This window comes from Promicromonospora sp. NPDC050880, assembly GCF_044456525.1.
Taxonomy (GTDB): Bacteria; Actinomycetota; Actinomycetes; order Actinomycetales; family Cellulomonadaceae; genus Promicromonospora.
The window spans coordinates 1-21806 of sequence record NZ_JBITFV010000033.1 but is presented as its reverse complement, the minus strand read 5'-3'; the positions used below and the strand labels follow the sequence as shown (position 1 = coordinate 21806).

The window sequence follows — 21806 nt, the reverse complement described above, 5'->3', positions numbered from 1 at the left end:
CTGGGTGCCCAACCCGGACCCCCCCCCCCCCGTGGTTCCGTGGTGTTTGGGCCCCCCCCCCACCGCGGGGGGCCCCCCCCGCTTGGGGTAAAACCCCCGCGGGGGGGGGGGGGGGGGGGCCCCCCCCCCGACCGCTGTCCGGAGTCGTCCGGCGGCCGGTCACGAGCCCCGGCCGGGCGACCGCAGAAACGCATGTCTGCCGAGGAACGATGCTCAGACTGATCGTGCAGCGCCTGCTGCTCCTGATACCCCTCCTGCTGGGCTTGTCGGTCCTGCTGTTCGGCTGGGTGCGCGCCCTGCCGGGCGGCCCGGTCCAGGCCATGCTCGGCGAGCGGTACACCCCCGAGGCCGCGGCCGAGATCGAGGCCCAGCTCGGTCTCGACCAGCCGCTGATCGTGCAGTACGGCAAGTACCTGCTGCGCCTGCTGCAGGGCGACTTCGGCGTCTCGCTGCAGAGCGGCCGGCCCGTGCTGGACGAGTTCCTCACGCGGTTCCCGGCCACCATCGAGCTCACCGTGGTGGCGCTGGTCTTCGCGATCGGCATCGGCATCCCGCTGGGCTACGTCGCCGCGCGCCGGGCCGGGTCGATCGTGGACCACTCGGCCGTCGTGGTCTCGCTGATCGGCGTGACGGTGCCCGTGTTCTTCCTGGCCTTCATCCTGAAGTACATCTTCGCCGTCGAGCTGGGCTGGTTCCCGACCACGGGCCGCCAGAGCGCCACGATGATCGCCACGCACCCGACCAACTTCTACGTCCTGGACGGCCTGCTCACCGGCGAGTGGGACGCGGCCTGGGACGCCCTGGTCCACCTGATCCTGCCGGGCATCGCGCTCGGCTCCATCCCGCTGGCGATCGTGGCGCGCATGACGCGCGCCGCCGTCTCCGAGGTGCAGAACGCGGACTACGTCCGCACGGCGCGCGCCAAGGGCATCAAGCCGTCCCGGCTGCGCGGGGACCACATCCTGAAGAACGCCATGCTCCCCGTGGTGACGACGATCGGCCTGCAGGTCGGCCTCCTGCTGTCGGGCGCGGTGCTCACCGAGACCGTCTTCGCCTTCAGCGGCATCGGCAGCTTCCTCGCGGACTCGGTGTTCAACGCCGACTACCCCGTGATGCAGGGCTTCGTGCTGATGATCGCCGTGGTCTACGCCCTCGTGAACCTGCTCGTCGACGTCTCGTACGGGCTGATCGACCCCCGGCTGAGGAGGCAGCAGTGAGTGCCAACGAGCTTCCTGTGACCGACGGCGCGGCCGCCGCGCCGCTCCACGCGAGCATCCACGGCGACGGCCCGGCCGGCGCCGACCACGGCGGCGAGGGGGTCTGGGCGCGCGCCTGGCGCACCCTGCGCAAGAACCCCGTCGCGATCATCGGCTTCGTGATCGTCGCGGTCTTCGTCGTCGTGGCGCTCCTCGCGCCGGTGCTCGCTCCCTACGGCGGCACCGAGCTGCCCGGCCGCGCCGAGGTGCGGCCCACCATGATCCCCGGCCCGTCGGCCGAGTACCCGCTCGGCCTGGACCGCTACGGCGGCGACGTGCTGAGCAAGCTGATCTGGGGTGCCCAGGCCTCGCTCCTGGTCGGCGTGCTGTCCACCCTCTTCGGTCTCGCGGGCGGCCTGCTCCTGGGCCTGCTCGCCGGCTGGTTCGGCAAGTGGGTCGACTTCGCGGTCATGCGCCTGGTCGACCTGATGCTCTCGGTGCCCTCGCTGCTCCTGGCGGTCTCGATCGCGGCGATCGTGGGCCAGTCTTCGATGGCGGTCATCATCGCCATCGGCGTGGTGCAGGTACCGATCTTCGCCCGCCTGCTGCGCGGCTCCATGCTGGCGCAGAAGGGGCAGGACTACGTCCTGGCGGCGTCCGCCCTCGGGCTGACGCGGCGGTCGGTGACCATGAGCCACGTGCTGCCCAACAGCGTGGGCCCCGTCATCGTGCAGGCCACCCTCAGCCTGGCCACGGCCGTGATCGAGGCCGCCGCGCTGTCCTTCCTCGGCCTGGGTGGCGGCGAGCCGTCCACCGCGGAGTGGGGACGCATGCTGACGGCCGCCCAGCAGGAGCTCGCGGTCGCGCCGCGGCTGGCGATCCTGCCCGGCATCTGCATCGCCGTGACGGCCCTCGGCTTCACCCTCGTGGGCGAGAGCCTGCGCGAGGCCCTCGACCCCCGGAACAGGACCCGACGATGAACGACATCGCTGACAAGAACCCGGCCGACGACGTCGTCCTGCGCGTCGAGGACATGAGCGTCGACTTCCGCACGGAGCACGGTGCCGCGCGCGCCGTGTCGAACGCGAACCTGGTGGTCCGCCGCGGTCAGACCGTGGCGATCGTGGGCGAGTCGGGCTCCGGCAAGACGACCCTCGCCATGGCGGTCCTGGGGCTGCTCGCGAGCAACGGCTCGGTGGCCGAGGGGCACATCTGGTTCAAGGACGAGGACCTCGGCGCCGTGAGCCCGCAGCGCATGGCGCAGCTGCGCGGCACGGAGCTGGGCCTGGTGCCGCAGGACCCGATGACCAACCTCAACCCCATCCTGCCGATCGGCCGGCAGATCGACGAGGGCCTGATCGACAACGGCCTGCGCACGCGCCGGGACGCCCGCGACCGCACGGTCGAGCTGCTCGAGGAGGTGGGCCTGCCCGACGCGCGGCGCCGGGCCTCCCAGTACCCGCACGAGTTCTCGGGCGGCATGCGCCAGCGCGCGCTCATCGCCATGGGCCTGTCGGGGCGCCCCGCGCTGCTGGTGGCGGACGAGCCGACCTCCGCCCTGGACGTCACCGTGCAGCGGGGCATCCTCGACCAGCTCTCGGGCCTGACCGAGGAGCTCGGCACCGCCGTGCTGCTCATCACCCACGACCTCGGTCTCGCGGCCGAGCGCGCCGACATCGTCGTGGTCATGTACCGCGGCGACATCGTGGAGCAGGGCCCCGCCCGGCAGGTGCTCACCGCGCCGCAGCACGAGTACACCAAGCGCCTCATGGCGGCGGCGCCGTCGCTGGCTTCGCGCCGCATCGAGATCGCGCGCGAGCGCGGGCTGGACGAGGTGCTGGACGAGGCCCTCCTCGCCCACGGCGAGACGGCGGCGGACGCCGCCGCGGCCGAGGACGGGTCGGCGAACGGGCACCTGGCCGCGAAGGAGGTGGCGCCCCTGGTGTCCGTGCAGGACGTCAGCAAGGTGTTCTCCATCCGCGGCAACAGCCTGTTCGCGCGGAGCAAGGACTTCACCGCCGTGGACGGCGTGAGCCTGGACATCCCGCGCGGGTCGACCGTGGCCGTGGTGGGGGAGTCCGGTTCGGGCAAGTCCACGCTGGCCCGGATGATCCTCGACATCGAGAAGCCCACGCGGGGCACCATCACGTTCGACGGTGCCGTCGTGGGCGCGGGCGGGCACCGGGAGCAGATCGCCTACCGGCGCCGGGTGCAGCCCGTGTTCCAGGACCCGTACTCGTCGCTCGACCCGCTGTACTCGGTGTTCCGCGCGATCGAGGAGCCGCTGCGCGCCCACGACTACGGGGACGCGCGTGCCCGGCGGGCCCGGGTGGAGGAGCTCGCCGAGCAGGTGGCCCTCAGCAAGGGGCAGCTCCAGCGGTTCCCGTCGGAGCTGTCCGGCGGGCAGCGCCAGCGCGTCGCCATAGCTCGGGCCCTGGCCCTGTCGCCCGAGCTCGTGGTGTGCGACGAGGCCGTCTCGGCGCTCGACGTCGTGGTGCAGGCGCAGATCCTCCAGCTCCTCGCGAGCCTCCAGGAGGAGCTGGGCCTGACCTACCTCTTCATCACCCACGACCTCGCGGTGGTGCGGCAGATCGCCGACCGCGTGCTGGTGATGCAGCAGGGCCGCATGGTCGAGGAGGGCACGGTCGACGCCGTCTTCGACTCGCCGAGCACGGACTACACGCGGGCGCTGCTCGACGCCATCCCGGGCCGGGACCTGGAGCTCGCGCTCTGACGGTCCCGGGGGTGCCGCGGCGGGTGCGGCTCGCGTTGACCATCCCGCCGCGGCGCCACTAGGATGACTGGCGGTGCCGTGCGCCTTCCGGCGACCACCGGCACCTCACGAGCGCCGCACACGCAGAGCTCACACAGACCCTGTCCGTACTACGCCATGTCCGCATCGGAGCATCGAACTCAATGACCATCTCCACCCCTGCGAAGTCCGCCCCCCAGGTTGCCGTCAACGACATCGGCACCGAGGAGGACTTCCTTGCTGCCATCGACGCCACCATCAAGTACTTCAACGATGGTGACATCGTCGAAGGCACGATCGTCAAGGTGGACCGTGACGAGGTCCTTCTCGACATCGGCTACAAGACCGAGGGTGTCATCCCGTCCCGGGAGCTCTCGATCAAGCACGACGTCGACCCTGGCGAGGTCGTCGCCGTCGGCGACGCCGTCGAGGCACTTGTCCTCCAGAAGGAGGACAAGGAAGGCCGTCTGATCCTGTCCAAGAAGCGCGCCCAGTACGAGCGCGCCTGGGGCACGATCGAGAAGATCAAGGAGGAGGACGGCGTCGTCACCGGCACCGTCATCGAGGTCGTCAAGGGTGGTCTCATCCTCGACATCGGCCTGCGCGGCTTCCTCCCCGCATCGCTCGTGGAGATGCGTCGAGTCCGCGACCTCCAGCCGTACGTCGGCAAGGAGATCGAGGCCAAGATCATCGAGCTCGACAAGAACCGCAACAACGTCGTGCTGTCGCGTCGTGCGTGGCTCGAGCAGACGCAGTCCGAGGTCCGCTCCACCTTCCTGCAGACCCTGCAGAAGGGCCAGGTGCGCCCGGGTGTCGTCTCCTCGATCGTCAACTTCGGTGCGTTCGTGGACCTCGGCGGCGTCGACGGTCTGGTGCACGTCTCCGAGCTCTCCTGGAAGCACATCGACCACCCGTCCGAGGTCGTCGAGGTCGGCCAGGAGGTCACGGTCGAGGTCCTGGACGTCGACTTCGACCGCGAGCGTGTCTCGCTGTCGCTGAAGGCGACGCAGGAGGACCCGTGGCAGACCTTCGCCCGTACGCACGCCATCGGTCAGGTCGTGCCGGGTAAGGTCACCAAGCTCGTCCCGTTCGGTGCGTTCGTCCGCGTCGAGGACGGCATCGAGGGCCTGGTCCACATCTCGGAGCTGGCCGTGCGCCACGTCGAGCTGCCGGAGCAGGTCGTCACCGTCGGTGCCGAGGTGTTCGTCAAGGTCATCGACATCGACCTGGAGCGCCGCCGTATCTCGCTGTCGCTCAAGCAGGCCAACGAGGGCGTGGACCCGGAGTCCGAGGACTTCGACCCCGCGCTGTACGGCATGGCCGCCGAGTACGACGAGGCCGGGAACTACAAGTACCCGGACGGCTTCGACCCGGAGACCAACGAGTGGCTCGAGGGCTTCGAGGCGCAGCGCGAGGCGTGGGAGGCGGAGTACGCCAAGGCGCACGAGCGCTGGACCGCGCACCGCAAGCAGGTCGCCGAGGCGCTGGCCGCGGACACGGACGCGTCCTCCGACGCCCCGGCCTCCGCTCCCGCCGGCAACACCTCGTACTCCTCGGCCCCGGTCGAGGAGGCCGGTGGCACGCTGGCCTCGGACGAGGCGCTCGCCGCGCTTCGCGAGAAGCTCACGGGCAACTGACCCGAGCCGTTCGACGGCCCGTCGCCCCCCGTACCGGGGGCGGCGGGCCGTCGCCGTTTTCGGGATGCGGTGCGCGACACCGGCCGGATCGGGCTCACAGCGCCCTGACCTGGTGCGATGCGTGCGGGTGAGGTGCCCGGTGGTATCACACGGTCACTGGTCAGGACAGCCGGAGTGCTGTTGGATAGCGCCTCATGAGCCGACCCGGACCCGACGAGGCACGGGGCGCGTCGCCCGCTGCCCTCCTCGCGCCCGAGCGGTGCGTCGTGCCCTTCACCGGGCGAGGACGGGAGCTCGCGGAGCTGCGCTCGTGGGTGCGCTCCCGCGAGCCGGTGGCGCTGCGCCTGCTGTCCGGTCTGGGCGGCGTCGGCAAGACGCGGCTGGCCCTGGAGCTCGGCCGGCGGCTGCGGCGCACGGGCTGGACCGTGGTCCACGTACCGTCCGGTCAGGAGGTTGCGACGGTCGAGCGCGTCGCCGACGTCCGGCGCGTCCTGCTCGTCGTGGACGACGCCGGGTTCCGGGCCGGTCTGCCCGCCATGCTCGACGCGATCGGCGCGACCCGGTGGCGCGGCCGCCTGCGCGTGCTCCTCCTGGCCCGCACCGGCGGGCAGTGGTGGCCGCGCGAGCGGTGGACGAGCAGCCTGTGGGCCGGCGGGACGCCGTCGGTCACCCAGATGGCGCTGGACCCGGCGCTGGAGGGCAGCCTGGACGTCGCGTACGACCCGGCGCTCGACCTGGCCGTCGAGCGGCCGGACGGTGAGCGGGCCGTGATCGAGGCGGCCGCCTCCCGGTTCGCCCGTGCCCTGGGGCGGCCGGTGCCCCGGATCCGGTACGACCCGGCGCCGGACCGCCGGCCGCGCGTCCTGGACCTGCATGCCGCGGCCCTCGTCGCGGTGCTGGACGGCGACCTCCCCGACCCGGCCGCGGCGCTCGGCGTGGTGCTCGAACGCGAGCGGGCCGGCTGGACGGCGTCGGCCGCGGCGGCAGGGCTGCTCTCAGAGCGGTCGCCCGGGCCCGGACCCGCGGGCGAGGACGTCACGGTCGCCGACGCCGTCCTGACCGTGGCGACCCTGCTGGGCGACACCTCCGACGACGGGCTCCGGGCGGCTCTGCGCCGGGCCGGGGCGGGAGCGGCACCCGGGCGGGAGGCCGACGTCCTGGCGTGGGTGCGCGCCCACCTGCCCGCCGTGCCGCGGCTGGGGGAGCTGCTCGTGTCGCGGGTCCTGGCCGCCTCCGCGGGGCTGGCCGCCCGCTGCACGAGCGACCTGGACGCCGACCAGGCGTTCGCCGTGCTCGGGTTCGCCGCGGCGATGGGGCTGGACCGTCCTACCGCCGAGCGCGACGTGACCGGCGAGGTGATCGAGGCGGTGGCCGCCGCGCTGCCGGCCGGATCGGCCGCGGACCTGCCCGGACTGCTGCGTGTGATCCGCCGGCTGCCGCGCTCCTCGGGCCCCCTGGTGGTGCCGGTCCTGGACCGGCTCACGCACCGGGCCGCGGAGCTGTCGCGCACGGCCGGCGGGGTGGCGCAGCGCGCCGAGGCGCTGAGCGACCTCGGCACCACGCTGGTGGCCGAGGGCGACCCGGACGCCGCGGTGGTGGTGCTGCGCGAGGCCGTGGGGCTGTGGCGGGAGCTGTCCCGCGACGACGCCGACCGGTACCGGCCGCCGCTGTGCACCGCGCTGAACAACCTGGGCATGGGGTACTGGGCGGTGGGCCGGCACGGTGACGCCCTGACCGTCCAGGAGGAGGTCGTGGCACTGTGCCGCCGCTTCCCGCCGGGGGACGGGCCCTGGGCCGACGCCGAGCACGCGCGCGCCCTGCAGAACGCCGGGGTGTCCTACACGGAGCTCGGCCGGACCGGCGAGATCGAGGCCGCGCAGCGGGCCTCGCTCGACCTGTACCGCCGGCTCGCCGCGGGCGACCCGGTCCAGTACGAGCCGCGGCTCGCCGCCGTGCTCGGCAACTTCGAGGCCCTCACGGAGAGCGGGCGGCCCGAGGACGCCCTCCCCGCGAACGTCGAGGCCGTCGCCATCCGGCGGCGGCTGGCCGCGGACCGTCCCGAGCACCTCGCCGAGCTCGCATGGTCCCTCGGCCAGCTCGGCACCACCCTGGAGGCGCTCGGGCGGTACGAGGAGGCCGGCGTCGTGCTCGTCGAGGCCCTGGAGATCCAGCGCCGGCTCGCGAAGGAGAACGAGCGCGGCACCCGCCCCGACCTCGCCGGCGCACTCTCCGCGCTCGGCGCGCTGTACTCGACGGTCGGGCGCGCGGACGAGTCGCTGCGGCTGGAGCGCGAGGCGCTGGAGATCCGCCGCGACCTGGCCCGCGAGCACCCGGAGAAGTACCTGTACTACCTGGCCCACTCGCTGTCCAACCTCGGCGTCACCCTCGCGCGGCGGGGCCGGTACGACGAGGCGGTGCTCCTGGAGGAGGAGGCGGTCGCGGTCCGCCGGGAGCTGGCGCGCGAGAACGCGCGGTCGCTGAAGTACCTCGCGCAGTCGCTGTCCAACCTCGGCGTGCGCTACGCCGACCTGGGGCGGTTCGAGGAGGCGCTGCGGCCCACCCAGGAGGCCGTCGACATGCTGCGCCGGCTCGTGCGCGAGGAGCCCGAGAAGTACCGCGCCGGGCTGGCCGAGGCGCTCGCCAACCTCGGGGCCACCCTGCTCGACCTGGGGCGCGCCGACGAGTCCCTGCGGCCGATGCGGGAGGCCGTGGTCATGCGGCGTGCGCTCGCGCTGGAGAACCCGGACAAGCACCGGCCCGACCTGGCGCTCGCGCTGTCCAACCTGGCCAGCGCGCTGAGCGCGGTGGGGGACAACGTCACCGCGCTCGGCCACGCGCGGGAGGCCGTGGAGATGCGCCGCCGGCTCGCCGCCGACCTGCCCGAGCGGTACCGGGCCGAGCTGGAGCGCTCCCGTGGGGTGCTCACCCGGATCGACGCGGCGATCCGCAACCCGCCGCCGGCCCGGTAGCCGGCCCGGTAGCCGGCCCGCGGGTCACCCCTCGACGCGTTCGGCGAACTGGGTGCGGTACAGGTCCGCGTACAGGCCGCCCGCGCCGATCAGCTCGGCGTGCGTGCCCGACTCGGCCACGCGGCCGTCGTCGAGCACCACGATGCGGTCCGCCGCGCGCACGGTGGACAGCCGGTGCGCGATGACCAGCGACGTCCGCCCCGCCAGGGCCTGGTCGAGGGCGGCCTGCACGGCCGCCTCGGACTCCGAGTCGAGGTGCGCCGTGGCCTCGTCGAGCACCACGACGTCGGGCGCACGCAGCAGCAGGCGCGCGATGGCGACGCGCTGCCGCTCACCGCCCGAGAGGCGGTACCCGCGGTCGCCCACGACGGTCTCCAGGCCCTCGGGCAGCCGGTCCACCAGGTCCCAGACACGTGCCTGCCGCAGCACCCGCTCCAGGTCGGCGTCGGACGCCTCCGGGCGCACGAACCGCAGGTTCGCCGCCATCGTGTCGTGGAACAGGTGTGCGTCCTGCGCGACGACGCCGACCGTGGCCCGCAGCGACGCGAACGTCACGTCCCGCAGGTCGGTCCCGGCGATGCGCACCGTGCCGGACGTCGGGTCGTACATGCGGTTCACGAGCTGCGAGACCGTCGTCTTGCCCGCACCGGACGGGCCGACCAGCGCGACCATCGACCCGGCGGGCACCTCGAGCGAGACGTCGTGCAGCGTGTCCGCCGTCGGGTCCTTGCGCTGGGCGGCCACCGACTCCAGGGACGCGAGCGACACCTCGTCGGCGCGCGGGTACCGGAACGTCACCCCCTCCAGCGTCACCGACGCGCCCCGTGCCGCGACGGCACGCCGCAGGTCGACGGCGTCCGGCCGCTCGGCCACCGACGGCTCCAGGTCCAGCACCTCCAGCACCCGCTCGAACGAGACCAGGGCCGTCATGACGTCGACCTGGACGTTCGCCATCGCGGTGAGCGGCCCGTACAGCCGCGTGAGGTAGGTGGCCAGCGCGACCACCGTGCCGACGGTGAGCTCGTCCGCGATGGCCTGCAGCCCGCCGAACCCGTACACCCCGGCCACGGCGAGGGACGCGAGGGTGGACAGGCCCACCCGGAACCACGTGCCGAACAGCGCGGTGCGGACGCCGAGGTCCCGGCGCTCGCGGGCGGGCCCGGCGAACCGCTCGGACTCGGTGGCGGGATCGCCGAACACCTTCACGAGGTGCGCCCCGGCCACGTTGAACCGTTCGTTCATCACCTGGCCCAGGTCGGCGTCCACCTCCATGCCCCGTCGGGTCAGCGTCGCGAGCCGGCGGCCGAACCAGCGGGCGGGGAGCACGAAGAACGGGACCAGCACCAGCGCGCCGAGGGTGAGCTCCCACGACATGGTGAACATGGCGCCCAGCGTGAACGCGATGGTCAGCGTGTTGGAGACGACCGTCTGGAGCGTTGAGGTGAACGCGCGCTGGGCGCCGAGCACGTCGCCGTTCAGGCGTTGCACCAGCGCGCCCGTGCGGGCCCGGGAGAAGAAGGCCAGCGGCATGCGCTGGACGTGGTCGAACACCGCGACCCGCAGGTCGAGGATGAGCCCCTCGCCGACCTGGGACGACACGAGCCGGTCCGCGACTGACAGCCCGGCCGCCAGGACGGCGAGCAGCCCCGCGGCGCCGGCCAGCAGGACGACCAGGCGGCTGTCACCGGCGCTGATGCCCTCGTCGATGATCCGCTGGAACAGCAGCGGCGTGGCCGCGCCCGCGGCCGCCTCCAGGGCGAGGATGAGCACGAAGAGGGTCAGCCGGCCCCGGTAGGGGCGGGCGAAGCCGATGATGCGCCGCAGCGTGGCGCGGCCCAGGCGCTGGCGGGCGACCGACCCGTCCTGCGTGAAGGAGCGCATCGTGCGCCCGCCACCCATGCTCCCGCCGCCTCCGTGCATGCTCACCAGCGCATCGTCCCACGGGACGCCGACAGTGCCGGGCCACCGGATGCCCGCCCGGCGGAGCGTGAGCCGGCCCAGAACGTAGCGGGTGAACCGGGGGTGACCGGGACCACAGGCGTGTTACGCGTTCCCCGGCGCCCGTGATAGAAACCCACGATCGGGCGTCTATGCAGGTCGCCCCATATTTCGATGGATGAGACCCGATGAGTGTCGACGATGGAGGAGCCATGTCGGACCTGGAACCGCAGCGAGGCGGAGGCCGGGTGGCGCTGGTGGACCTGACGGGCGCGGAGGACATGACGGCCGCGCTGCGCCGGCTCCAGGACGAGTGGGGACCCGTGGCCCCCGTGGACCTGGAGCCGGGTGTCCCGGGCTGGCTCGTGCTCGGGCACGCCGAGGTCATGGAGGTCATGCGCACCGAGAGCGTCTTCGCTCGCGACCCGCGGCACTGGAAGGAGCGGCTGCCGCTGGACTCGTCCCTGCACGCCATCCTGTCCCCGGCGGGCCGGCGCGCGCTGTACTACGCGGACGGCGCCGACCACCGTCGGCTCCGGCTGCCGATGGACGAGGCGTTCTCCAGCCTCGACGAGGCGCAGACGGCCGCGCTGGTGCGCAGCGTGTGCGCCGGGCTCATCGACGCGTTCGCCACCCAGGGGCAGGCGGACCTGATCGGCGAGTACGCGGCAGCCGTGTCGTTCCTGGCGGTGTCGGGCATGTTCGGGTTCGACGAGCGCCAGGGCATCGCCCTGCTCCGCTGCGCGCACGGGGTGTTCGGCCACGGCGGCGACGCGGTGGCGGCGCTGGAGGCCATGGACCAGATCGTCCTGGACCACGTGCTGGCGACCCGCGCCGACCCGGGCAACAACCTCACGGCGCGCCTGGTCGAGCACCCGAGCTTCGAGGACGACACCGAGATCGTGCACTCGATGGTCGTGGCGATCTGCGCCGCGAACGAGATGCTCGTGACCTGGATCGCGGCCACGCTGCGCCGCATGCTCACCGACCCCCGGTACACGGGCCGGGTCACGGGCGTGCGCCGCGGCCTGGACGACGCGCTGGACGAGACGCTGTGGAGCGAGCCGCCGGTGGCGAACCTCCCGGCGCGGTACGCGGTGACGGACTGCACGCTCGGCCGGGTGCGGATCAAGGCGGGCGACGCGATCGTGATGGGCGTGGCGGCCGCGAACAACGACCCGAGGGTGCGCACCGACGACGACATCTTCGAGGCCAGCAACCGGTCGCACCTGTCCTTCGGCGTCGGCCCGCACGCGTGCCCTGCCCGCAGGCCGGGGCGGCTCGTCGTGAAGATCGCCGTCGAGAGCCTCATGGAGCGGCTCGACCTGCGGCTGACCGACCCCGAGGTGACCTGGGCGCCGTCGCCGTGGTCTCGGTACCCCGCCGTCCTGCCCGTGCGGTTCACGCCGGAGCGGCAGTCCGCGCGCACGCCCGTTCGGGCCTGACCGGCCCGGCGGCCGCGGCGTCCGCCGGGCCGGGTCACCCGGCGGCGTCGTGGGCGGTCGTCGTGAGGTGATCCGAGAGGTCGTCGACGAACCGCGTGCTCGCGGCCGAGATCCGGGTGCGGGCCTGGTCGTGCGTGATCGCCGGGGTGCCGTCGCCCGGCTGCGGGCCGTAGTCGCCGAAGAAGGCGTGCACGGCGCCGTCCACGACGGTGAACGTGCTGCCTGGCGGCAGGTTCGCCCGGGACGCGTCGATCTTGGCGGGCGTGGCGAGCCCGTCCCGCGACGCGGAGACCGACTCCACCGCCGCCGTCAGCGACCCGCTCAGGTCCTGCGCCGGGTAGGAGGCGTACAGCAGCAGCCCGACGACGGGCGCGGCGGTGCCGTCGGCGTCGTCGGCACCGCCGGCGTCCGACGACGCGACGACGCCACCGAGCGAGTGCCCGCCCACCACCCACCGGTCGGCGCCGGGGACGTGTGCGCGGGCGTCGTCGAACGCCCCGCCGGCGAGGAAGGCGACCGCGAGCGGCTGCTTGGCGATCACGACGGGATGCCCCGCCTCGGCCAGGGGGCGCAGCACGGCGGCATAGGCGCGGGCCTCGACCTTGGCGCCGGGGCGGAAGAAGACGGCGGTGCCGTCCGCGTCCCCGGCCGGGGCGAGCACGACACGCGTCGCGGACTCGGTGACGGTGACCCGGTCGTCGTCGGCCATCGCGGCCAGGGCCGGGGCGGTGGTCGCGAACGGGCGCAGCCAGGCCACGGCGGCGATCCACACGACGCCGACCAGGAGGAGCGCCGCACGGACCACCACGCCGGCCGCACCATCGGGCACCACGGCCCGGCCGGTGCGGGCGGGCCGGGAGCGCAGGCCACGCAGCAGGACGGGCGCGCAGCCCAGCACCGTGAGGGTCAGGAGCACGGCGTAGGCGGGGTGCCCGTGGAGCACCGCACCCCGTGCGGTCAGGCAGGCCCACGCGACGACGGCGAGACCGCCCGCCGCCACGGTGCGAGCGGCCCAGGTGAGCCGGACCGGTCGTCCGGCCCCGGCGGTGGTCCCGGCGGTCATGACGTGCTCCTCGACCGGGCGCGCCGGGCGGCCGGCCCGTCCGGTCGCGACGCGCCCGGTCACACCGTACGTGCCCGGCGGGCCGTCAGCCGCCGCCCGAGCAGCCCGTGCCGCGGCGCGAGGAGGTACACCAGGGCGAACACGGCGCCCTGCACGAGGACCACGAGCCCGCCCGAGGCGGCGTCGAGCCAGTAGCTGAGATAGATGCCGGCCACCGCGCACACCGCGGAGAGCGCGGGGGCGAGCACGAGCATGCGCCCGAACCGGTCGGTGAGCAGGTAGGCGGTGGCGCCCGGGATGATGAGCATCGCCACGACGAGCACGACACCCACCACCTGGAGCGCGACGACCGAGGTCAGGGCGAGCAGCCCGAGCAGCAGCGCGCCGAGGAACCGGGGAGAGAGCCCGACGGCGTACGCGTGCACGGGGTCGAACGCGTACAGGGTCAGGTCGCGGCGCTTGACGACCAGGACCGTGAAGGTGATCGCCCCCAGCACCGCGATCTGGACGAGGTCGGTACCCGAGACGCCGAGCACGTTGCCGAAGATGATGTGGTTGAGGTCGGTCTGGCTCGGCGTGACGGAGATCAGCACGAGACCCAGCGCGAACAGGGTGGTGAACACGATCCCGATCGCGGCGTCCTCCTTGACCCGGCTCGTGCCGCGGACCGCACCGATCAGCGCGACCGCGAGCAGGCCGAAGACGACGGCACCGAGGGCGAACGGGGCACCGAGCACGTAGGCGAGCACGACGCCCGGGAGCACGGCGTGCGAGACGGCGTCGCCCATCAGGGACCAGCCCACCAGGACGAGCCAGCACGACAGCAGTGCGCACACCACGGCGGCGATCACCGTCGTGGCCAGGGCGTTGACCATGAACTCGTACTGCAGCGGCTCCAGCAGCAGGTCGAGCGGGCTCACGGGGCCTCCTCCGGGACGGGCTGCTGGTCGAGCGGGTCGAGGCCGAACGCGCGGGCGAGGTTCCCGGGGAGCAGCGCCTCGGCGACCGCGCCGTGGAACAGCACGCGGTGCAGCAGCAGCGCGGCCTCGTCGGCCAGCTCGGGCAGGGCGTGCAGGTCGTGCGTGGACACGAGGACCGTCCGGCCGTCGGCCGCCAGCTCCCGCAGCAGCCGGACGATCGTGGCCTCGGAGCGCTTGTCGACCCCGGCGAACGGCTCGTCCAGCAGCAGGATGCGGGCGTCCTGAGCGATCCCGCGGGCGACGAACGCGCGCTTGCGCTGCCCGCCCGAGAGCTGCCCGACCTGCCGGTCCGCGAAGGCGGACAGCTCGACCCGGTCGAGCGCCTCGGCGACGGCGGCGTGGTCGGCGGGGCGCGGGCGCCGGGTCGGTCCCAGGTGGCCGTACCGCCCGGTCATGACGACGTCGCGGACGGAGACGGGGAAGTCCCAGTCGACGGCCTCGCTCTGCGGTACGTACGCGACCAGGCCCCGCCGTCGTGCCGCGTCCGGGGGCGCGTCCTCGATGAGCACGCGGCCGGCGTCGGGGCGGACGATGCCCATGATCGCCTTGAACAGCGTCGACTTGCCGGAGCCGTTCATGCCGACCAGCCCGGTCACCCGGCCGGCCGGGACGGTCAGCGTGACGTCGTCCAGGGCCTGGATCTCGCCGTACCGGACGCCGAGACCGCTCACCTCGATGGCCGCGCTCACGAGGCGTCACCCGTCAGGCCGGCGAGGATCGTCGCCGTGTCGTAGCGGATCAGGTCGAGGTAGGTGGGCACCGGCCCGTCCGCCTCCGAGAGGGAGTCGACGTAGAGGGTGCCGCCGAAGCGGGCACCGGTCGCCGCCACGACCTGCTGCATCGGCTTGTCGGAGACCGTCGACTCGCAGAACACGGCGGGGACGTCGTTGGCCCGGACGAACTCGATCGTCCCGGTGATCTGCTGCGGCGTGGCCTGCTGCTCGGCGTTCACCGGCCAGACGTACCGTTCCGTCAGGCCCGCGTCGCGCGCGAGGTAGGAGAACGCCCCCTCGCAGGTCACCAGGGCGCGCTGGTGCTCCGGCAGCGCGGACAGGCCGTCGACCAGCTCGTCCTGCACCTCCTGGAGGTCGGCCTGGTATGCGGCGCCGTTCGCGGCGTACTGGTCGGCGTGACCGGGGTCGAGCTCGCTGAACGCGGTCACCATGTTGTCGACGTAGCGCTGCACGTTCAGCGGGCTCATCCACGCGTGCGGGTTGGGCTTGCCGGCGTAGGCGTCCTCGGTGATGTCCACGGGTTCGACCCCGTCCGAGACCACCACGTGCGGGACGTCCACCGACTCCACGAACTGCTCGAACCAGGACTCGAGGTTGAGGCCGTTGTCCAGGATCAGGTCCGCCTCCGAGGCCTGCGCGATGTCGCGGGGCGTCGGTTCGTACCCGTGGATCTCCGCGCCCACCTTGGTGATCGACTCGACCCGCAGGTGCTCCCCGGCGACGTTCTGCGCCACGTCCGCCAGCACGGTGAACGTGGTCAGGACCACCGGCCGGTCGTCGGCCGCGCGACCCGGGAGCTGGAGCGCGCACCCCGACAGCGCCACGGCCACGGCAGTGACCATGAGGGTGAGGCGGGCCGGGACGGGTCTGCGAGGTACGCGGGGCATGTCTCGACCCTAGAAGTTCGGACACCCGAAAACAAGCACGCGGACGTGCGAACACGACCCGGCGGGCGTGCCTCCCGCCGCCGGGTAGCCTGGGCGTGGTGCGGCACCCCGCACCGCAGCACCGCCCCACACCCGGCCCTGAGGACCACATGTTCCGTATCGGACTCACCGGAGGCATCGCGGCCGGCAAGTCGGTCGCGGCCGCGCGCCTGGCCGAGCTCGGCGCCGTCGTCGTCGACCACGACCTGCTGGCCCGGGAGGCCGTCGCGCCCGGCTCCGTGGGCCTGGCCGAGATCACCGAGGCGTTCGGCCCCGGCGTCCTCACGCCCGACGGCGACCTGGACCGCCCGGCGCTCGGCGCCCTCGTCTTCGCCGACGCCGCCGCCCGCGAACGCCTCAACGAGATCGTGCACCCCGAGGTGCGCCGGCTGTCGGCGGAACGGGAGGCCAAGGCGGGTGCCGCCGACCCGGCCGCCGCCGTCGTGCACGACATCCCCCTGCTCGTCGAGACCGGGCAGGCCGGCCACTTCCACCTCGTGGTGGTCGTGCACACGCCCGCCGAACAGCGGGTGCGCCGCCTGGTCGAGACCCGCGGGCTGACCGAGGACGCCGCGCGCTCGCGCATCGCGGCGCAGGCGAGCGACGAGCAGCGGCTCGCGGCCGCCGACGTCACCCTCGACGGAACGCGCAGCGAGGACGAGCTGCGCGCCCAGGTGGATACCCTGTGGCAGCGCGTGGCCGCCGAGGTCGCGCAGGAGGCGGAGGCGGACTCCGCGTGAACCGGCCGGCCCGGGTGAGGAGCGTGCGCGATGAAGGTGCTGGTCACGGGGTTCGAACCGTTCGGTGGTGATGCCGTCAACGCCTCGGCGGACGCCGTGGCGGCGCTCGCGGCGCGCTGGACGGGCCCCGACGAGCTCGTCACCGCGGTCCTGCCGGTGGTGTTCGACGAGGTCCGGCGGCCGGGCGGCCCGTTCCTCGGCCTGCTGGACCAGCACGCGCCCGACGTCGTGGTCGCCGTCGGTCTGGCCGACGGCGTGACCCAGGTGCGCCTCGAGCGCGTCGCGATCAACCTGATGGACGCGCGCATCCCCGACAACGGCGGCGACCGCCCGGTCGACCTCCCTGTCGCCGACGGCGGACCCGCCGCCCGGTTCGCGACGCTCCCCGTCAAGGCAGCGGTCGACGCCGTCCGCGAGGCGGGCATCCCCGCCGACGTCACCTACAGCGCGGGCACCTACGTCTGCAACGCCACGTTCTACGCCCTGCAGCACGCCCTGGCCGAGCGACCCCGCGTGCTCTCGGGTTTCGTCCACGTGCCGCGCAGCACCGAGGAGGTCGGGGCCGAGGTGACGACGTCGGCCCTGGCCGACGGCGGCGCGGCGCACCTCCCGCTCGACGCCCTGGCCCGTGCCCTGGAGATCGTGGTGCGGACGGCGCTCGCGGCGGTGCGCGGCGAGCTGTCCGAGCCGCAGGAACCCGCGGGCACGCTGCACTGACCCGGCCCGGCGCGGGGAGTGTCAGTGGTCGGTCGTACCGTAGTGGCATGCGACCCGTGACCGATCTGCAGCGCACGGTGGCCCCGTTCGAGGTCATCTCCGAGTACCAGCCCGCCGGCGACCAGCCGACGGCGATCGCCGACCTCGCCCGGCGCGTCGAGGCGGGCGAGAAGGACGTGGTGCTGCTCGGCGCCACCGGTACGGGCAAGTCGGCCACGACCGCCTGGCTCGTGGAGAAGCTCCAGCGCCCCACCCTGGTGATGGCACCCAACAAGACGCTCGCCGCGCAGCTCGCGACCGAGTTCCGGGAGCTGCTGCCGAACAACGCCGTCGAGTACTTCGTGTCGTACTACGACTACTACCAGCCCGAGGCGTACATCGCGCAGACGGACACCTACATCGAGAAGGACTCGTCGATCAACGACGAGGTCGAGCGGCTGCGGCACTCCGCCACCTCCTCGCTGCTGACCCGGCGCGACGTGGTGGTGGTCGCGTCCGTCTCCTGCATCTACGGCCTGGGTACGCCGCAGGAGTACGTGGACCGCATGGTGCGGCTCGACGTGGGCGACGTGATCGACCGCGACCAGCTCCTGCGCCAGTTCGTGACCATGCAGTACACGCGCAACGACATGGCGTTCACGCGCGGCACGTTCCGGGTGCGCGGCGACACCGTGGAGATCATCCCGGTGTACGAGGAGCTCGCGATCCGGATCGAGATGTTCGGCGACGAGATCGAGTCGATCCAGACCCTGCACCCGCTCACGGGTGACGTGGTGCGCAGCGAGCAGTCGATCTACGTGTTCCCGGCCACGCACTACGTCGCGGGTCCGGAGCGCATGGAGCGGGCCATCGCCGGCATCGAGAAGGAGCTGGAGGAGCGGCTCGCCGAGCTGGAGAAGCAGGGCAAGCTGCTGGAGGCGCAGCGGCTGCGCATGCGCACCACGTACGACATCGAGATGATGCGCACGATCGGCACCTGCAACGGCATCGAGAACTACTCGATGCACATCGACGGCCGCGAGCCGGGCACGGCGCCCAACACGCTGCTCGACTACTTCCCCGAGGACTTCCTGCTCGTCATCGACGAGTCGCACCAGACCGTGCCGCAGATCGGCGCGATGTACGAGGGTGACGCGTCGCGCAAGCGCGCCCTGGTGGACCACGGCTTCCGCCTGCCCAGCGCGATGGACAACCGCCCGCTCAAGTGGGAGGAGTTCACCGAGCGCATCGGGCAGACGGTGTACCTGTCGGCGACCCCGGGCGACTACGAGCGCTCGCTGTCGGACGGCGTCGTCGAGCAGGTGATCCGCCCCACCGGCCTGGTCGACCCCGAGGTGGTGGTGAAGCCGACCACCGGGCAGATCGACGACCTGCTGGGCGAGATCCGCGACCGGGTGGAGCGCAACGAGCGCGTGCTCGTGACCACCCTGACCAAGAAGATGGCCGAGGACCTCACGGACTACTTCCTGGAGCGCGACGTGCGGGTGCGCTACCTGCACTCCGAGGTGGACACGCTGCGTCGCGTCGAGCTGCTGCGCGAGCTGCGGCTCGGCGAGTACGACGTGCTCGTGGGCATCAACCTGCTGCGCGAGGGCCTGGACCTGCCGGAGGTGTCGCTCGTGGCGATCCTGGACGCGGACAAGGAGGGCTTCCTGCGTTCGGGCCGGTCCCTGATCCAGACCATCGGCCGTGCGGCCCGCAACGTGTCGGGTCAGGTGCACATGTACGCGGACAAGATCACGCCGGCGATGCGCGAGGCCATCGACGAGACGAGCCGCCGCCGCGAGAAGCAGATCGCGTACAACACCGAGCGCGGCATCGACCCGCAGCCGCTGCGCAAGAAGATCGCGGACGTGACCGACATGCTGGCGCGCGAGGACCTGGACACCCAGGAGCTGCTCGCCGGCGGGTACCGGAACAGCCGCAAGGCCAAGGGGGAGGGGCGCCCGGGCGCACCGGTCCCGGGTACGCCGAAGGAGGCCGCGACGTCGGGCAACCGGCTGGCCGGCGCGGCGGCGAGCGAGCTGGCCGAGCTCATCCAGGAGCTCACCGACCAGATGCACGCGGCGGCCGGGGAGCTCCAGTTCGAGGTCGCGGCACGCCTGCGCGACGAGATCTCGGGGCTCAAGAAGGAGCTGCGGCAGATGCAGGCGGCGACGGCATGACGCCCGGCCGGGGCGGCCGACTTCATCCTTGACCCGTCCTGACGGGGGCGAGGAGCCTGATCGCGCGAGGGCAGGTACGCCGGGCGCGACGGGCCAGGAGGCCGTGATGCGGGCACTGACGCAGGACAGGTACGGCTGGGACGCCCTCGCGGTGCGCGAGGTGCCGGACCCGGTGCCCGGCACGGGACAGGTGCTGGTCCGGGTGCACGCCGCCGGCGTGAACCCGTACGACTGGCACTTCGCGGAGGGGCAGCCGCTGGTCGCCCGCCCGACGATGGGCGGGCTCCGGGGTCCGCGCCCGCCGGTCCGGGGCGCCGACCTGGCGGGCGTCGTGGTCGGTACCGGACCGGACGTCACCGCCTTCGCCCCGGGCGACGAGGTGTTCGGCTTCGGCAGCGGGGGAACGTTCGCGGAGCTGGCGCTGGCCAGCGAGGACGCCCTGGCCCACCGGCCCGCCGAGCTCACCCCGGTGGAGGCGGCGGCGGTTCCGATGGCGGGCGTCACCGCGCTGCAGCACCTGCGGGAGGCGGGGCTCACGGCCGGGCAGCGGATCGCGATCACGGGCGCGGGCGGTGGTATCGGCCATCTCGCGGTGCAGATCGCCGCTGCCCGGGGTGCGCGGGTGACCGGGGTGTGCAGCGCGGGAAACGCGGAGCTGGTACGGGAGCTGGGGGCCGCCGAGACCGTCGACTACGCGCGCGAGGACTTCACGGCCGGCCGGCGCCGCTTCGACGTCGTCCTCGCCAACGCCGGGCGGTACCCGGTGCGGGCGCTCGGGCGCGTGGTGGTACCCGGTGGCCTGGTCCTCGTCAACGACGGCAGCAAGGAGGGGCTGCTCGGCCCGCTGCCCGACCTGCTGTCGGCACCCCTGGTGTCCCGGTTCAGCCCCTACCGGGTGCGCAACGTGACGGCGACGTCCAGCGGCGCCGACCTCGCCGTCCTCGCGGGCCTGGTGACCGACGGCGTGCTGCGGCCCGTGGTCAGCGCGACGTATCCCCTGGACCAGGCGGTGGAGGCGGTCCGGCAGGTCGCGGGACACGGGCACGCGCGCGGCAAGCTGGTGGTCACACCCGCCTGAACGACCCGCAGAACGTGGCGTGGGTCACGTCCGGGAACAGATCAGGGGTCCCGTATGCTTTCCCTCCGTTGGAGGGGAGTACCTCGAAACGGCCTGGCCGTCATCACAGCTGCCGATGACGCCAGCTCGGCCTGGCCGGCCCGTCGTAGTGCGCCGTCGCCTGGTTTCGGTCAGGCTGGTGCACGGGGCGGGCGAGGAAGACCTCCGGTGCCCTGCTGTACCCACCGGAGGCTCGATGCGATCGCGCGTTCCTCCCTGTTCCGGAAGGAAGCAATGGTCCACGAACTGCCCGTGACCTTCGAGATCATCGCGCTCGGTGCGATGGTCGTCCTGCTGGTGGCCGATCTCCTGATCGTCGGGCGGCGCCCCCACGTCCCCTCCATGAAGGAGAGCGCGATCTGGGTGGGGTTCTACGTGGCCCTGGCCCTGATCTTCGGTGCGATCGTCTGGGGGGTCGGCGGCGTCACCCCGGCCGCGGAGTTCTACGCCGGCTGGCTCATGGAGTACTCCCTGAGCGTCGACAACCTCTTCGTGTTCGTCATCATCATGGCGCGCTTCGCGGTGCCGCGTGACCAGCAGCAGCGGGTGCTGATGGTCGGCATCATCATGGCGCTCATCTTCCGTGCCGCCTTCATCCTCGCGGGTGCCGCGCTGATCGAGCAGTTCACCTGGCTCTTCTACATCTTCGGCGCGTTCCTCATCTACACGGCCATCCACCAGGCGCTGCCGGAGAGCGAGGAGGACAAGGACGACTACAAGGAGAACGTCCTCATCCGCCAGATGCGCAAGGTTCTCCCGCTGCACCACCAGTACAACGACGGCAAGCTCACCACCACGGTCGACGGGCGCCGGCTCTTCACGCCGCTGATCATCGTCTTCCTGGCGATCGGCTCGACGGACGTGCTGTTCGCCGTCGACTCGATCCCCGCGATCTTCGGCATCACCCGTGACCCGTTCATCGTGTTCGCGACCAACCTGTTCGCCCTCATGGGCCTGCGGCAGCTCTACTTCCTGCTGGGCGGCCTGCTCGACCGGCTGGTGTACCTGCCGTACGCCCTCTCGGTCATCCTCGGCTTCATCGGCGTCAAGCTGATCCTCGAGGCGCTGCACACCAACTCGCTGTCCTGGATCAACGGTGGCGAGGGCTTCCACTGGGCCCCCGAGATCCCGATCTGGCTGTCGCTGACGGTGATCGTCGTGTCGCTGGCGGTGGGCACGATCGCGAGCCTGATCAAGTCGGCGTACGACGCGCGCAAGGAGGCGGAGAAGCCGGTGGAGGAGCCCGCGTCCTCCGACTCCACGTCGTAGTCCCTGCGGTAGTCCCTGCGCACCGCGCAGCACGGCCGGGGGGGGGGGGCCCCCCCCCGGGGGGGGGCCCCCCCCCGGCGGCCGGGGGGGGGGGGGGGGGGGGCGGCCCGGGGGGGCGGGGGGGTGGGGCACGAGTTAAGGGGCGCCCGCCACCACCC

Annotated in this window: 16 protein-coding genes; 11 read left to right on the top strand and 5 right to left on the bottom strand. The window is 73.0% G+C overall.

Annotation, left to right across the window (positions count from 1 at the left end; all coding sequences use genetic code 11):
• Window positions 1-209 precede the first annotated feature (209 nt).
• The 5 genes from ACIBBF_RS26030 (at window position 210) to ACIBBF_RS26010 (ending at window position 8554) form a co-directional block, all read left to right on the top strand.
• The gene (locus ACIBBF_RS26030) at window positions 210-1217 is read left to right on the top strand and encodes an ABC transporter permease (RefSeq protein WP_397419254.1); all 1008 of its coding nucleotides are present in this window, start codon (window positions 210-212) and stop codon (window positions 1215-1217) included.
• Window positions 1218-1234: 17 nt separating this feature from the next.
• Window positions 1235-2176, top strand: coding sequence for an ABC transporter permease (locus ACIBBF_RS26025; RefSeq protein ID WP_397419258.1), 942 nt, complete (start codon window positions 1235-1237; stop codon window positions 2174-2176).
• On the top strand, window positions 2173-3930 hold the full coding sequence (locus ACIBBF_RS26020) for a dipeptide ABC transporter ATP-binding protein (RefSeq protein WP_397419252.1): 1758 nt from the start codon (window positions 2173-2175) through the stop codon (window positions 3928-3930). Before ACIBBF_RS26025 ends, ACIBBF_RS26020 begins: the two co-directional genes overlap by 4 nt.
• A gap of 182 nt (window positions 3931-4112) precedes the next feature.
• Window positions 4113-5585, top strand: a complete 1473-nt coding sequence (gene rpsA, locus ACIBBF_RS26015; RefSeq protein WP_253838974.1) for a 30S ribosomal protein S1 — start codon at window positions 4113-4115, stop codon at window positions 5583-5585.
• Between the two features lie 194 nt (window positions 5586-5779).
• Window positions 5780-8554: a tetratricopeptide repeat protein gene (locus ACIBBF_RS26010; RefSeq protein WP_397419250.1), complete on the top strand. Its 2775-nt coding sequence runs from the start codon at window positions 5780-5782 to the stop codon at window positions 8552-8554.
• 24 nt (window positions 8555-8578) lie between these two features.
• On the opposite strand, the gene ACIBBF_RS26005 is transcribed toward ACIBBF_RS26010, so the two are convergent.
• Window positions 8579-10474, bottom strand: coding sequence for an ABC transporter ATP-binding protein (locus ACIBBF_RS26005; protein WP_397419256.1), 1896 nt, complete (start codon window positions 10472-10474; stop codon window positions 8579-8581).
• Window positions 10475-10680: 206 nt separating this feature from the next.
• Between ACIBBF_RS26005 and ACIBBF_RS26000 the strand changes: the two genes are divergently transcribed.
• The gene (locus ACIBBF_RS26000; protein WP_397419248.1) at window positions 10681-11937 is read left to right on the top strand and encodes a cytochrome P450; all 1257 of its coding nucleotides are present in this window, start codon (window positions 10681-10683) and stop codon (window positions 11935-11937) included.
• 34 nt (window positions 11938-11971) lie between these two features.
• Here ACIBBF_RS26000 and ACIBBF_RS25995 read toward each other — a convergent pair whose 3' ends face one another.
• The 4 genes from ACIBBF_RS25995 to ACIBBF_RS25980 are packed head-to-tail and all read right to left on the bottom strand — an operon-like array spanning window position 11972 to window position 15601.
• Window positions 11972-13000 carry an alpha/beta hydrolase gene (locus ACIBBF_RS25995; protein WP_397419246.1) on the bottom strand — a complete coding sequence of 343 codons (1029 nt, stop codon included), beginning with the start codon at window positions 12998-13000 and terminating at the stop codon, window positions 11972-11974.
• Between the two features lie 59 nt (window positions 13001-13059).
• Window positions 13060-13920: a metal ABC transporter permease gene (locus ACIBBF_RS25990; RefSeq protein ID WP_397419244.1), complete on the bottom strand. Its 861-nt coding sequence runs from the start codon at window positions 13918-13920 to the stop codon at window positions 13060-13062.
• Window positions 13917-14669, bottom strand: a complete 753-nt coding sequence (locus tag ACIBBF_RS25985; RefSeq protein WP_397419242.1) for a metal ABC transporter ATP-binding protein — start codon at window positions 14667-14669, stop codon at window positions 13917-13919. Before ACIBBF_RS25985 ends, ACIBBF_RS25990 begins: the two co-directional genes overlap by 4 nt.
• The gene (locus ACIBBF_RS25980) at window positions 14666-15601 is read right to left on the bottom strand and encodes a metal ABC transporter substrate-binding protein (protein WP_397419240.1); all 936 of its coding nucleotides are present in this window, start codon (window positions 15599-15601) and stop codon (window positions 14666-14668) included. The genes ACIBBF_RS25985 and ACIBBF_RS25980 overlap by 4 nt, the downstream gene beginning before the upstream one ends.
• A gap of 149 nt (window positions 15602-15750) precedes the next feature.
• On the opposite strand from ACIBBF_RS25980, the gene coaE reads away from it, so the two are divergent.
• The 5 genes from coaE (at window position 15751) to ACIBBF_RS25955 (ending at window position 21648) form a co-directional block, all read left to right on the top strand.
• Window positions 15751-16380: a dephospho-CoA kinase gene (gene coaE, locus ACIBBF_RS25975; RefSeq protein WP_397419238.1), complete on the top strand. Its 630-nt coding sequence runs from the start codon at window positions 15751-15753 to the stop codon at window positions 16378-16380.
• A gap of 30 nt (window positions 16381-16410) precedes the next feature.
• Complete coding sequence (locus ACIBBF_RS25970; RefSeq protein WP_397419236.1) at window positions 16411-17097, top strand: pyroglutamyl-peptidase I; 687 nt, start codon at window positions 16411-16413, stop codon at window positions 17095-17097.
• A 47-nt stretch (window positions 17098-17144) separates the two neighbouring features.
• On the top strand, window positions 17145-19262 hold the full coding sequence (gene uvrB / locus ACIBBF_RS25965; RefSeq protein ID WP_397419234.1) for an excinuclease ABC subunit UvrB: 2118 nt from the start codon (window positions 17145-17147) through the stop codon (window positions 19260-19262).
• A 106-nt stretch (window positions 19263-19368) separates the two neighbouring features.
• Window positions 19369-20340 (top strand): NAD(P)-dependent alcohol dehydrogenase, encoded by a 972-nt coding sequence (locus ACIBBF_RS25960; RefSeq protein WP_397419232.1) that lies wholly within the window; start codon window positions 19369-19371, stop codon window positions 20338-20340.
• A gap of 273 nt (window positions 20341-20613) precedes the next feature.
• Window positions 20614-21648 carry a TerC family protein gene (locus ACIBBF_RS25955; protein ID WP_397419230.1) on the top strand — a complete coding sequence of 345 codons (1035 nt, stop codon included), beginning with the start codon at window positions 20614-20616 and terminating at the stop codon, window positions 21646-21648.
• Window positions 21649-21806 lie beyond the last annotated feature (158 nt).